Source organism: Brevibacterium sp. CT2-23B (assembly GCF_013168765.1).
Taxonomy (GTDB): domain Bacteria; phylum Actinomycetota; class Actinomycetes; order Actinomycetales; family Brevibacteriaceae; genus Brevibacterium; species Brevibacterium sediminis.
In genome coordinates this window covers 292,148-303,718 of record NZ_JABBYK010000006.1, presented here as the reverse complement: position 1 = coordinate 303,718, position 11,571 = coordinate 292,148, and the positions used below count along the sequence as shown (strand labels likewise).

Below are 11,571 nucleotides of genomic sequence, written 5' to 3'. Positions count from 1 at the left end.
GGTGACGAACAGACGAACTCCCCGAAACGATCGTTCCGGGGAGTTCGTTGCCGAGGCGGTCCGACCTCGGCGAAAGAGGCATCGTTCCTGCTCAGCTCAGCTTGTCAGCGATCGCCTGGTTGAAGGCGTCGAGGTCGCCGGGGTTGCGGGAGGTGATGAGGTTGCCGTCGACGACCACCTCGGTGTCGGTCCAGTCGGCGCCGGCGTTGATGAGGTCGGTCTTCGTCGCGATGAAGGACGTCAGCTTCCGTCCCTTGGCCACTCCCGCCTCGGCGAGGATCCACGGGGCATGGCAGATGGCCGCGACAGGTTTGTCGGCGGCGAAGAACGCCTTGACGAGGTTGACGGCGTCCTCGTCCAGACGCAGAGCGTCGGCGTTGAGGGTGCCGCCGGGCAGGACGAGGGCGTCGAAGTCATCGACCGAGGCTTCGGCGACGGGAACGTCGACGTCGAAGGTCTCGGCGTGCTCCCAATCGCCTTCCATCGCCTGCAGTGTTCCCTCGGACGGGGAGACGATGACGGTCGTCGCCCCGGCCTCGTCGAGTGCCGCGCGGGGACTGGTGAGTTCGATCTGCTCGACGCCGCGGGTGAGGAGGAATGCGACCTTCTTATCGGTGATGGCCATGATGGTGCTCCTTTTCTTTGTGTTCTGGAAATGCTGTCTGTCGTGAAATCTGTCTGTCGTGGGAATTGAGCCGCCGCGGAACTTGGGCCGGCGCCTCAGGTCAGATGGGCTCGCTGCTCGTCGGTCAGCGGCTTCGCGGGGAAGCGCAGCAGCACCTTGCCTGCCGGGTGGGCGGTGAGCAGATGCCGGTAGGCGTCGTGGACCTCTTCGGCGTCGAAGACCCGGGCGATCGGGATGTGGATATGGCCGTAGGCGATGGCCTGGCCCAGCCAGACCATGTCATCACGGCGGGCCCTGGCTTCGCCGTCGATGCTCACCCCGTACTTCTCCGCGACCGTGGGGCCCGCACCGATCGAGACGATGCGGTCGGCTGGGACGCCGAGGTCGATCATGCCCGTGATCTCGTCCTCACCCTGCGTCGAGTACGCGGCCTGGACCCCGTCCGGGGCGAGCTCACTGACTCGGTCCCACAGTCCCTCACCATAGGTGACGGGTTCGATCCCGAGGCTTTCCAAGAGAGCATGATTGCCCTGGCTGGCGCTGCCGATGACCCTCGCCCCGAGGTTGCGGGCGAGCTGGGCGACGATGATGCCGACGCCGCCGGAGGCCCCGGAGACGAAGAGAGTGTCGCCTTCGCTGAGGCGCAGGGCGCGGATTCCGGCGACGGCGGTGCGCCCTGCGACGTAGAGGCCTCCGGCGGTGTCGACGCCGAGTCCGCGCGGGATCCTGTCGAGCCTGTCGGCAGGATCGGTGACGAGAAGCTGTTCGGTCTGCGCCTGCTTCGGCAACCCGCCGTAGACGAGGTCTCCGGGCGCGAAGTCCGTAACCCCCTCGCCGACCGAGGCGACGACGCCGGAGAAGTCCACGCCGTTGCCGGAGGCAGTTTCGACGGAACCGAAGCGACCGCCCTGGAGCATCTTCCAATCCAGGGGATTGAGCCCGGCATAGAGGACGGTGACGAGGACCTGGCCCTCGCCGACCTCGGGGACGGCCACCTCGGCGAGGTGAAGCTGATCGATGTCTCCGTTGGAGGTGTACTGAACGCGTCTGGTCATGCTCTGCTCCTCATCGGTGGGCGAATCAGTCCGACTGACGAATCGGTTGGGGCCCGACCTGTTCCGTGGCCCACATCAGCGACAACACCACAGGAAGCCGACTTGTTCCACGACACGAATGACCGCACTCCCCGGGCCGCAGCGGGCCAGGGGAGTGCAGTTGGGGATGCGCGGAATTCGTCAGGCGAATCGCGGCTGCTCGAGGGGAGCGGATCGGGGTGGCCGCGTCGATGAGGCGACCGGGCATTGTCGGCTCAGATGTTCGGGAACTCGAGGCTGTAGCCGATGCCGGACTGCGACGCCGAGGTGATCTTCACAGTGCCGTAGTGATTCTTGCCGGCAGCGGTGACGGTGCAGTTCTGTGAGCCGCTGTGGGAGAAGATCCGCAGGTCGGAGTAGCAGTCGACGTTGTCGACCGTGGTGCCCTGCTTGGCGTAGGCGTTCTTGATGTCCGCCTCGAGAACGTCGGCGGGGATCTTGCCGTTGCCGTCGGCGTCGAGTTCGACTCCGTCTTCGCCGATCCGCGGACCCTGGTAGCCGTTGTCGGTCGTGCCGCTCGACGACGATGATCCGCTCGAGGTGGAGTCGCTCGAGGACGACGATCCGGTGGACGACGAGCCGTTCGAGGTGGAGGAGCCACTCGCCGAGGAGGCGCTGGACGAATCCGTGGATCCGCCGCTGCCGGTGGTGCCGTTGTCCGTCGTGCCGTTATCGGTCGTTCCGGTCGAACCCGAACCGGTGGAGTCCGAGGCGGAGCCCGAATCCGATGTCGGTTCTTCGGCGGTCGTCTCGGTGCTCTCGGTCTGCTGGTCCTGCTGACCGTCCTGCTCCTGGCCCTGGCTTTCTGGGCCGAAGGTGATGTTCATATCGCAGGCCGAGAGTGTCAGGGTCGCGGCGAGAGCTCCGGCAACGGTGATGGTCTTGAGAAGTGTCTGTGCCTTCATGGTCTGCTCCTGGTCTCGTGTGCAAAAAGCTGTCGGTGTTTCGTACAAGACAAGCCTCTCAGCGCGGAGCCGTGACCTGGGCCGATTCGTGTTCGGATCCGGTGACGCATGTTCCAGGACGGACACATCGGCCTATTCTGGGACTGTGTTCGATGATCGGAGCCGAAGAGATTCGAGAAAACTTCGCCGGCGATGTCGAGAACACTCGTCCGGCTGCGTCCCAGACATGTCAGCGAGCACAACCCGTGCGAGCGACACGAGACAAGGAGACCATCATGGCCAAGTACCTCATGCTCAAGCACTATCGGATGTCGGAGCAGTATATGGATTACACCCCGATGGACCAGTGGCGTCCCGACGAAGTCGACGCGCATGTGGCGTACATGAACGCCTTCGCCGACAGACTCAAGGACTCCGGTGAATTCGTCGACTCCCAGGCACTCTCGCCCGAGGGCACCTTCGTCCGATCCGGCGGACCGGGCAAGCCTCCGGTCACCGACGGTCCCTTCCCCGAGACGAAGGACCTCATCGCCGGGTGGATGGTCATCGACGTCGAGAACTACGACCGAGCTCTCGAACTCGCCGGTGAGTTGTCCGCCGCACCGGGCAAGGGCGGAGAGCCGATCAACGAATGGCTCGAACTGCGTCCCTTCCTCGACCACGCACCCAGCGTGGACGAATGATCAGGGACGCGAACGGAGTCCGCGATGATCGATCCGGATCCCCTCGCCGAGGCGGAGCTGCGTGAGCTCGTCCCCGCCGTGATCGGCATCCTCGTCAGTCGTGGAGCAGACTTCGCGACTGCCGAGGATGCCGTTCAGGACGCGCTCATCGAAGCCCTGCGATCGTGGCCGGCCGACCTGCCCCGTGACCGGCGGGGCTGGCTCGTGACGGTGGCGTGGCGGAAGTTCCTCGACATCGTGCGATCTGAAGGATCGCGGATGAAACGCGAGGAACGGGTCATGGCCGCCACGCTCGCCGAGCCCGGAACCTCGGCCGAACCCGGGACGGACGGCGTCCCGAACGTCGATGACACCCTCGACCTCTACTTCCTCTGCGCGCATCCCGACCTCAGCCCCGCCTCGGCGGTGGCCCTGACTCTGAGGGCGGTCGGCGGACTGACGACGAAGCAGATCGCCGCAGCCTATATGGTGCCCGAGCCGACGATGGCTCAACGCATCAGCCGCGCCAAATCCACGATCGCAGGCTCCCGACTCAACCGACCCGGCGACCTGTCCTCGGTGCTCACCACCCTCTACCTCGTGTTCAACGAAGGGCACTCGGGCGAGGTCGACCTCGTCGCCGAGGCGATCCGACTGACCCGCACGCTTACGTCGATGATCGACTCCGCCGAGGTGGACGGACTGCTCGCCCTCATGCTCCTCCACCACGCCCGCCGCGATGCCCGCTTCGGCGTCGACGGTCGCCTCGTCGCGCTGGCCGATCAGGACCGCACCCTGTGGGATCGACGACTCATCGTCGAGGGCATCGAAATCCTGCAGGCAGCCCTTGGTCGGGATGAACTCGGCCAATATCAGGCACAGGCTGCCATCGCGGCACTCCACGCCGACGCGCAGAACGTCGAGGACACCGACTGGGTGCAGATCGTTCAGTGGTACGACGAACTGCTGGCCCTGCGAGATACCCCGATCGTGCGACTCAACCGTGCCGTGGCCGTCGGGGAAGCCGACGGCCCCGCGACGGGCTTGGCGGAATTGCAGGGACTGGACGAGAGCCTGCCGCGTTACTTCGCCGTCGAAGCGCACCTGCGCGAACGGGCGGGGGAGTCACAGCGGGCCGCCGAGCTCTACGCACGGGCCGCCGAACGGGCCGGCAACCTCGCCGAACGCGATCATCTCAACCGGCAGGCGGCACGCGTTCGGTCGGGGCAGGGCCACCGGCCGTGACCGAGACGACGGTGATCACGGTCTCGCTCGGCCGCCTCGGCGAGCGAGGTTGATCACTCCTGTCGGCAGAAGACATTCGTCCGCACCGATGGCGGACTACGATCGAAGGGAGCGCTCAGCTCACCACCCCATGTCAGCGATCCCGTCACCGGGGTCCGTTCCCGATGTCGAAAGAGGCCGAACCCGTTTGAGCCACCTGCAGGAGTTCTTCCGCATCCCACCGGGCGAACGCGACCACATTCCCGCGTTCCGCATCGCCCTGGGAGTCGCTATCCCACTCCTCGTGCTGCTCGGAATCGACCGCCTCGACCTTGCCGTCTATGCCGCCTTCGGCGCCTTCACCGGCATCTACGCACGCTTCGAATCCCCACGATCGCGGACCAGACGACAGTCGATCGCAGCCGCCGTCCTCGTCGTCTGCGTGGGCATCGGCGCCCTGCTCAGCAGCCTCGGAGCTTCGGTCTGGGTGCTCGTCGTCATCACCTCGCTCGTGTCCGGTGCGGGTGCGGCCATCGCCCTGCGCTTCCGGCTCAAACCCGGCGGGTCGATCTTCTTCATCTTCGCCACGGGAGCCGTCGGATCCATTCCGGGCGGCGCATCGGTGCCGGTGGCAATGGGTGTGGCGGCCGCCTCGGCGCTGGTGTGCATCGGTCTCGGAGCGCTCGCCCACTATGCCGGCGAACGCATGCCTCCGGAGAAGGAGACCTATGTGCGGGTCGGGCTGTCGCCGGTGGGCAAGGCTGATCTGGCAGCCCACGCCGCCCGATTCACGATCGCCCCGTTCATCGCCGGAGTTCTCGGCACCCTGCTCATCGATGTGCTCCCGCTGCTGTCCCACAGCTATTGGGCGATGGTCGCAGCGGTCGCACCGATCACTCCACCCGGTCGTTCGGCCCGTCTCAAGCGCGGCGTCCACCGGGTGGTCGGAACCCTGCTGGGCGTGATCGTCACAGCGTTCCTGCTGTCGTTCCCCACCGAGGCGTGGCAGCTGGTGGTGTGGGTGATCCTGCTGCAGTTCCTCGCCGAGATCTTCGTGCTGCGCAACTATTCGGTGGCTCTGCTCTTCATCACCCCGTTGGCACTGCTCATGACCCAGATCGGCAGCCCGCACCCGGTTCCGGAGCTGCTGGCCTCCCGCGCCATCGAAACCGTCATCGGCGCCGTCGTCGGCATGCTCGTCGTCATCGTCGGGTTCAGCAGTGTGAAGAGGACGCGCGCCGAAATCGATGCCTCACCGCACGCCGATGACGATGACTGACCTCGGCGGCCGCCAGAACTTCTGCCACGCCGCCTGTGCGTCGGATATCATCGGCTCACCCCAACTCATCCGCACTGCCCTGACGCTCAACCGAACCGGGAGCACATGATGACCACCAGCACCGAGGTGCTCGCCACCCTGGCCTCGCTCGAGGACGAGAAGATCCGCGCCGTCAACGCCCGCCACGGCGACGACCACGCGGTCAACCTGACGAAGCTGCGCGCCGTGGCGAAGGACCTGAAGAAGAACGATGAACTCGCCGCCGAACTGTGGGACTCCGGTGACACTGCGGCCCGCCTCGTCGCGATCCTCATCATGCGTCCGAAGGCGTGGAGCGAAGCACAGCTCGATGAGATGCTGCGTGACTCCCGTGTCCCGAAGGTCCACGGTTGGCTGGTCAGCTATATCGTCAAGAAATCACCCCACGCCGAGGCGCTGCGCCGGTCGTGGATGGACGATCCGGATCCCGTGGTCGCCTCCGCCGGGTGGGCGCTGACGAGCGAACGGGTGAACCGGAAACCCGAAGGTCTCGACCTGACCGGTCTGCTCGATGTGATCGAGGCCGAGATGTCCGATGCCCCCGAACGTCTGCAGTGGGCGATGAACGAGACGTTGTCCTATATCGGCATCGAGAACCCGGACCTGCGGAAACGTGCCATCGACATCGGTGAGCGCCTCGGCGTTCTCCGCGACTACCCGACCTCGCCCGGCTGCACCTCGCCCTTCGCCCCGACCTGGATCACGGAGATGGTGGCTCGGAAGTCAGCGGATTGATTCGGCAGGCACCTGCCCCGCGAGACCGGACGCCGCTGATTCTTCGTCCGGAGAGCTGATCGTCAGCCAATTCGCGCTCAGGGCGGTGAGGAAGTCGGCGGCGTCGAAGGCCCCGCCCGGCGCCAGAGCCCCTGTGCCGGTGAACCGACCGTCGATGAGGCGGATGGCGGCTTCGACCACGAGTGGGGCGGTGACCTGGTAGATGTCGCGGCCGGACGCTCGCAGTTCGCGTCGGTGACCGGCTCGGTCGAGCCGGACATCGACGGTGAAGTTCTGGGCGGAACGACCGAAGTCATCCACCGCCTGTGGGGCACCGGTCTCCGAATCGGAGATATCGGCCAGCGCGGTCTCTGAGAGGAGATTGTCGATCCGGCGGGCCCGCAGATGCCGGTTCATGGTGATCATCTCGCTGAATGGCTGCTCGCGAACAGTCTGCTCACCGATCGGTGCCGGGAAGGCCCACTGGTGGCGACTGGGCTGTGGGGAGACGGGAACGAGCATCGATTCGGACACCTTCAGTCGAGTGGCTGTGTTGCGTCGGCCTGTGATCCGAGTCCCCGGGGTCGGCCACCACCGGTCGAGGCCGATGGCGACTGTCACCGAGTCGATCTCCTCCCATTCCCTGGCAGCGGCGGTGACGAGGAGGTCCGCCAGTCCGCCGTAGAAGGACATGGCCGGCACCACTGCCGTGCTCATCGGTGTCCGATTCGATCCGAATGTCTCGAAGAGTGCCTGCACGGACCCCTGTTCGGCGGAGACATCGAGGTAGTGGGCTCCGGCGCGGGCGGCTGCTGCGGCCAATGGCTCTGCGGTGTCGAGGAATGGGCCGGCGGCGTTGATGACTGCGGCGGTTCCGGCGACTGCGGCATCGAGATCTGTTGTGACGGCGACGTCCGCGACGCGGATCTCCGTTCCCGGAAGATTCTGGGCCATGGCGGTGAGGGCGGCTTCTCTACGACCGGAGAGGATCGGTCGCAGTCCGCGCCGAAGCGCCTCGGCGACGATGAAACGACCGGTATGTCCGTAGGCTCCGTAGACGAGCACTGCTGAGTTCTTCTGCATGGTTCAAGCTCATCACCGCGCGGCTGCGGGCACCAGGAGACGATGGGACACTCTGCGTACAATTTCAGACATGCATACCGTCGGGCTGGCCCTGCACCGAGATTCCATGCTCTATGAGACTGCGATCGCCGCCGAGGTCTTCGGCACCGATCGCTCTGATTTCACGCCGCAGGGTGATTGGTACGACCTCATCGTGTGCACCCCCACCGGCGATAGCGCAAACTGGCTTCCGCAGGGTCGCAGAGGCGATTTTGCCGATCTGCTCGAAGTGGATTCGATCGTCGTGCCCTCGACCACCGTCCTCGACGGAGAACCGGATCCGCAGCTTCTCGAGGTGCTGCGGACCGCCGCCGCCGACGGCATCAGGATCTCCAGCCTGTGCACCGGATCCTTCGTCCTCGCTGCGGCGGGGCTGCTCGATGGGCGTCCGGCGACCACGCATTGGATGCACGCGGCCGAACTCTCCCGACTGCATCCGAGAGTCGATGTCCGCGACAATGTCCTCTACGTCGATGACGGGACGATTCTCACCTCCGCGGGAAAGACCGCCGCTCTCGACCTGTGTCTGCATCTGGTTCGCCTCGACTTCGGAGTCGCGGCAGCCAATGCGCTCGCCCGCACGCTCGTGGTGGCCTCGCATCGACCAGGTGGTCAGAAGCAGTTCGTCATCGCCCCGGCCGATCCTGCGCTCGATGACTGTCTCGGTGCCGCACTCGATTGGGCCAAGGCGCACCTCGACGAGCCGCTCACTGTCGACGACCTTGCCAGTCGGGCCGCCGTAAGCAGCCGACAGCTCGCGCGCCGAATGCTTTCTTCGGTGGGGGTGACCCCGCTCAGATGGCTTCACAACCAGCGGATCCTCCGTGCGCAGGATCTGCTCGAGCGCACCGATGCTGCCGTCGAGATCATCGCCGCCCGCTGCGGGATGGGCAGCGCAGCCACCCTGCGACGTCACTTCCGGAACGAACTGGGCATCAGCCCCACTGCCTACCGGAATGCATTCCACAGCCCCGAGGAGAGACCGCTCGGGGCCTGAGGTGCCCCTGCGGTCGGTGGGCTCAGAGCCCGGCCGGGTGGCTGGTGTGGAAGTCTGTGACCTGCTGGAAGGCATGACCGGCGGCCAGCACCAAGGGTTCGGTGAAGTCACCGCCGACGAACTGTGCTGCCAGGGGAGTGCCCCGGTCGGTGAACCCTGCGGGCAGAGTGATCGACGGCATTCCGCAGTTGTCGATCGGTGCCGTCGGTACGGTCACCGCAGCGAACAGCTTCTGGTCGGAACCCAGGTTCGCCATCTGCGCGATCGTCGGTGAGCCGACGCCGATTCCCGGCAGCAGGAGCAGATCGATATCGGCCATGAGAGTGCGCATACGGCCGGTGAAGTCTCTCCGCGATTCGAGCAGCCGGTGGTAGTCGACGGCGGAGAGTCCGCGCCCGATCTCGATGAGACCGGACAGGTCGCGACCGTATTCGTCCGCCCGGGCCGGATACGTCTCCGAATGGACACCGGCGGTCTCGACCCCGCACAGAGCCGTCCATTCCTTGGCCGCGGCCTCAAAACCGGGAGCCTCGACCGCGAGCACCCGCCAGCCCAGGTCGGTCACCGTCTCGATGGTGTCCTCGAGCATCTCATTCGTCGCAGCGTCGAAGTGCTCTTCGGCCAGCTTGCGGTCGAAACCGACGACCGGGGCTCCGTCGACGCGCAACCTCTGCAAGTAGTCCGGTACCGGTTCGAGCGACGAGGTGGGATCGGCCGGATCGTGGCCGGCGATGGCCCGCAGCACGATCGCGGCATCACGGGAGCTGCGGGTCATCGGCCCGATGTGATCGAGGCTGGGAGCGAGTGCGAAGATGCCGTGGCGGGAGACTCGGCCCCAGGTCGGTTTGAGTCCCGTCACGCCATTGGCCGAGGACGGAAGGCGGATCGATCCGCCGGTGTCCGAGCCGAGCGAGGCGAAGCAGAGCCCGGCCGCAGTGGCCACACCGGACCCTGAGGAGGAGACTCCCGACCAGGTGCCGGCATCCCACGGGTTGACCGGGGTCGGCAGGTCGGGATGGTGACCGGTGAACGCCCCCTCGGTCAGACGCAGTTTGCCGAGGATGACGGCTCCGGCGGTTCGCAGTCGGGCGACGACGGTGGCATCGAAATCTGGGCGGAAGTCCGCATGGATCGTGGTGCCCGCACCGGTCGGTGCGTCGTGGGTGTTCGCAAGATCCTTCACCGCCACGGGGACTCCGTGCAGATCGCCGAGCCAGTTTCCGCGGTCCAGGAGGGAATCGGCGCGGTCGGCCTCAGCGAGGGCCGATTCGGCCATGACTGTGGCGAAGGCCTGCAGTCGGGGCTCGAGGCTGTCGATGCGTTCGAGCATCGCTTCGGTGACCTCACGCGAGGACAGCTGCCTGGTTCGGATGAGTGTCGAGACTTCGTGGAGCTCGAGGAACGGGATCTCGGTGCTCGTCGGTGTGGTCATCATGCCTCCCTGCATCGGTTTCCATCACCCTAGTCGATCTTCTCACCAGGGTGAACAGTCATCTACGGGGCTATGCTCCGGCCAGTTCCCGCAGTGCTTGGATGTGTGCCTCGAGACGTCTGCTCCCGTCTTTGCTGATCGAGACCCAGGTGCGCGGGCGTTTGCCCACGTACCCCTTCTTCACCTCGATCATTCCGGCCTTCTCGAGTGCGGTGATGTGCCGGGAGAGCACGGAATCGGAGACACCGAGGCTGTCGCGCAGCAGTTTGAACTCGGCCTTGTCCCGGTTCTTCAGGCTCGAGACGATGCCGAGCCTCGTGGGGTTATTCAGCTCCGGTTCGAGCCGGGTCAGCGAGTCGCCGAGGTGGGGGATCGTCTCGTCTTCGGTGTGCGCGTCCTCTGGTTCGGTCGCGGACTTCTGTTTCGCAGTCATTGTCGGTCCCTCCTCAGCGGCGCAGGGCCAGCAGGGAGAAGACCGGGGCGGCGACCCACAGCAGTCCTGCGGCGATGAACGGGATCGGACCGCCGGCGGCGAACGAATCGGCCATGACGCCGGCGACGAAGGCGACGATGATGACGCCCAGCCATGACAGCAGCAGAGCCGTGGAGCGGCGGCTCCAGGACAGGGCCTTGACGAGGTAGACGATCAGTGCCGGGACGAGCCAGCTCAGTCCGGCTCCGGCGACGACGAGCTGGGTGGTGTTGTCGTCGATGATGCCGATGGCCATGAGACCGACGGAGAGTCCTGTGGAAAGGACGAAGAGCAGAGTGACCAGCGGCCACGCATCTCCACCGCGGGCCCGGGACTGGTTCGCTTCGACCTGGCTGAGAAGATCTGCCGCCTGCTGCGGGGTGGGGTTCGTGTTCATGTCGGTTCCTCTGATTGGGGTTGCTCTGTGGAAGTAATTCCACAGTACCAATTACTTTCCATAGTGGAAAGTACTTTCACCAAAATTACTACCTGACGGCGGCCCAGCTACCTCGCGCGAGGTAGCTGGGCCGCCGTCAGGTAGCAATTAAGGGGTGGAGACTGCGACTGTGGCGGCCAGCTCCGTGGCTCGCGCCAAATGCTCCTCGGTGACTTCGCCGGTGAAGATGAGGGGGTCGAAGGCGAGCTTCCAACCCAGGCCGGTCGTGATCTGCTTCATCGCGGTTTCGGCACCGGTCGTGTCGTAGCCGCCGTGGATCCAGTAGGAGAACGGCCTGCCGGCGGTCGGCTCGCGCACCGCGTCATAGGTGGTGTCGAAGAAGTGCTTGAGGGCACCGGAGATATAGCCGAAGTTCGCGGTCGTGCCGAGCACATAGGCATCCGCGGCGAGCACATCAGCAACACTTGCCTCCAGCGCCGGGCGGATGGTGACGTCGATGTCGCCGAGCTCGGGCATACGCAGTCCGGACTCGGCCGCCTCGGCGATCCGTACCGTCGCAGCGGACGGGGAATGATGAACGAGCAGAACGTTGACCATGGCCCCACCCTA

At 65.7% G+C, this 11,571-nt stretch carries 13 protein-coding genes; 5 read left to right on the top strand and 8 right to left on the bottom strand.

The genetic code is table 11. From position 1 onward, the window contains the following. Window positions 1-91 precede the first annotated feature (91 nt). The 3 genes from HIM68_RS16250 to HIM68_RS16240 form a co-directional block, all read right to left on the bottom strand. Complete coding sequence (locus tag HIM68_RS16250) at window positions 92-625, bottom strand: type 1 glutamine amidotransferase domain-containing protein (protein ID WP_139469363.1); 534 nt, start codon at window positions 623-625, stop codon at window positions 92-94. 95 nt (window positions 626-720) lie between these two features. Further along, window positions 721-1,680: an NADP-dependent oxidoreductase gene (locus HIM68_RS16245; protein ID WP_172174049.1), complete on the bottom strand. Its 960-nt coding sequence runs from the start codon at window positions 1,678-1,680 to the stop codon at window positions 721-723. 254 nt (window positions 1,681-1,934) lie between these two features. Then, window positions 1,935-2,624: a hypothetical protein gene (locus HIM68_RS16240; protein WP_172174046.1), complete on the bottom strand. Its 690-nt coding sequence runs from the start codon at window positions 2,622-2,624 to the stop codon at window positions 1,935-1,937. 275 nt (window positions 2,625-2,899) lie between these two features. On the opposite strand from HIM68_RS16240, the gene HIM68_RS16235 reads away from it, so the two are divergent. The 4 genes from HIM68_RS16235 (at window position 2,900) to HIM68_RS16220 (ending at window position 6,563) form a co-directional block, all read left to right on the top strand. Then, window positions 2,900-3,307, top strand: a complete 408-nt coding sequence (locus HIM68_RS16235; RefSeq protein ID WP_139469366.1) for a YciI family protein — start codon at window positions 2,900-2,902, stop codon at window positions 3,305-3,307. 24 nt (window positions 3,308-3,331) lie between these two features. Further along, a complete protein-coding gene (locus tag HIM68_RS16230) occupies window positions 3,332-4,531 on the top strand; it encodes an RNA polymerase sigma factor (protein WP_172174043.1) in 1,200 nt (399 codons plus the stop codon). A 187-nt stretch (window positions 4,532-4,718) separates the two neighbouring features. Then, the gene (locus tag HIM68_RS16225; protein WP_172174040.1) at window positions 4,719-5,789 is read left to right on the top strand and encodes an FUSC family protein; all 1,071 of its coding nucleotides are present in this window, start codon (window positions 4,719-4,721) and stop codon (window positions 5,787-5,789) included. 105 nt (window positions 5,790-5,894) lie between these two features. Beyond that, window positions 5,895-6,563 (top strand): DNA alkylation repair protein, encoded by a 669-nt coding sequence (locus HIM68_RS16220; protein WP_172174037.1) that lies wholly within the window; start codon window positions 5,895-5,897, stop codon window positions 6,561-6,563. Here HIM68_RS16220 and HIM68_RS16215 read toward each other — a convergent pair. Then, entirely contained in the window at window positions 6,552-7,625 is a 1,074-nt protein-coding gene (locus tag HIM68_RS16215; RefSeq protein ID WP_172174034.1) for a saccharopine dehydrogenase NADP-binding domain-containing protein, read from the bottom strand. The two genes, HIM68_RS16220 and HIM68_RS16215, sit on opposite strands and share 12 nt — an antisense overlap. 70 nt (window positions 7,626-7,695) lie before the next feature. Between HIM68_RS16215 and HIM68_RS16210 the strand changes: the two genes are divergently transcribed. Continuing rightward, on the top strand, window positions 7,696-8,661 hold the full coding sequence (locus HIM68_RS16210; RefSeq protein ID WP_172174031.1) for a GlxA family transcriptional regulator: 966 nt from the start codon (window positions 7,696-7,698) through the stop codon (window positions 8,659-8,661). 22 nt (window positions 8,662-8,683) lie between these two features. Here the strand turns inward: HIM68_RS16210 and HIM68_RS16205 are convergent, their stop codons facing one another. The 4 genes from HIM68_RS16205 to HIM68_RS16190 all read right to left on the bottom strand — a co-directional run bounded on the left by HIM68_RS16205 (window position 8,684) and on the right by HIM68_RS16190 (window position 11,559). Continuing rightward, a complete protein-coding gene (locus tag HIM68_RS16205) occupies window positions 8,684-10,093 on the bottom strand; it encodes an amidase (RefSeq protein ID WP_253904006.1) in 1,410 nt (469 codons plus the stop codon). Window positions 10,094-10,163: 70 nt separating this feature from the next. After that, window positions 10,164-10,526 (bottom strand): transcriptional regulator, encoded by a 363-nt coding sequence (locus tag HIM68_RS16200; protein WP_172174025.1) that lies wholly within the window; start codon window positions 10,524-10,526, stop codon window positions 10,164-10,166. 13 nt (window positions 10,527-10,539) lie between these two features. Continuing rightward, entirely contained in the window at window positions 10,540-10,962 is a 423-nt protein-coding gene (locus tag HIM68_RS16195; RefSeq protein ID WP_172174022.1) for a hypothetical protein, read from the bottom strand. A gap of 147 nt (window positions 10,963-11,109) precedes the next feature. Continuing rightward, window positions 11,110-11,559: a flavodoxin family protein gene (locus HIM68_RS16190; RefSeq protein WP_172174019.1), complete on the bottom strand. Its 450-nt coding sequence runs from the start codon at window positions 11,557-11,559 to the stop codon at window positions 11,110-11,112. Window positions 11,560-11,571 lie beyond the last annotated feature (12 nt).

Excerpts from the sequence above, each read along its gene's own strand:
- HIM68_RS16200 (WP_172174025.1), bottom strand. The coding sequence starts at position 10,526 with ATGACTGCGAAACAGAAGTCCGCGACCGAACCAGAGGACGCGCACACC.
- HIM68_RS16205 (WP_253904006.1), bottom strand. The coding sequence starts at position 10,093 with ATGACCACACCGACGAGCACCGAGATCCCGTTCCTCGAGCTCCACGAA.
- HIM68_RS16245 (WP_172174049.1), bottom strand. The coding sequence starts at position 1,680 with ATGACCAGACGCGTTCAGTACACCTCCAACGGAGACATCGATCAGCTT.
- HIM68_RS16235 (WP_139469366.1), top strand. The coding sequence starts at position 2,900 with ATGGCCAAGTACCTCATGCTCAAGCACTATCGGATGTCGGAGCAGTAT.
- HIM68_RS16210 (WP_172174031.1), top strand. The coding sequence starts at position 7,696 with ATGCATACCGTCGGGCTGGCCCTGCACCGAGATTCCATGCTCTATGAG.
- HIM68_RS16190 (WP_172174019.1), bottom strand. The coding sequence starts at position 11,559 with ATGGTCAACGTTCTGCTCGTTCATCATTCCCCGTCCGCTGCGACGGTA.
- HIM68_RS16220 (WP_172174037.1), top strand. The coding sequence starts at position 5,895 with ATGATGACCACCAGCACCGAGGTGCTCGCCACCCTGGCCTCGCTCGAG.
- HIM68_RS16250 (WP_139469363.1), bottom strand. The coding sequence starts at position 625 with ATGGCCATCACCGATAAGAAGGTCGCATTCCTCCTCACCCGCGGCGTC.
- HIM68_RS16215 (WP_172174034.1), bottom strand. The coding sequence starts at position 7,625 with ATGCAGAAGAACTCAGCAGTGCTCGTCTACGGAGCCTACGGACATACC.
- HIM68_RS16230 (WP_172174043.1), top strand. The coding sequence starts at position 3,332 with ATGATCGATCCGGATCCCCTCGCCGAGGCGGAGCTGCGTGAGCTCGTC.
- HIM68_RS16240 (WP_172174046.1), bottom strand. The coding sequence starts at position 2,624 with ATGAAGGCACAGACACTTCTCAAGACCATCACCGTTGCCGGAGCTCTC.
- HIM68_RS16195 (WP_172174022.1), bottom strand. The coding sequence starts at position 10,962 with ATGAACACGAACCCCACCCCGCAGCAGGCGGCAGATCTTCTCAGCCAG.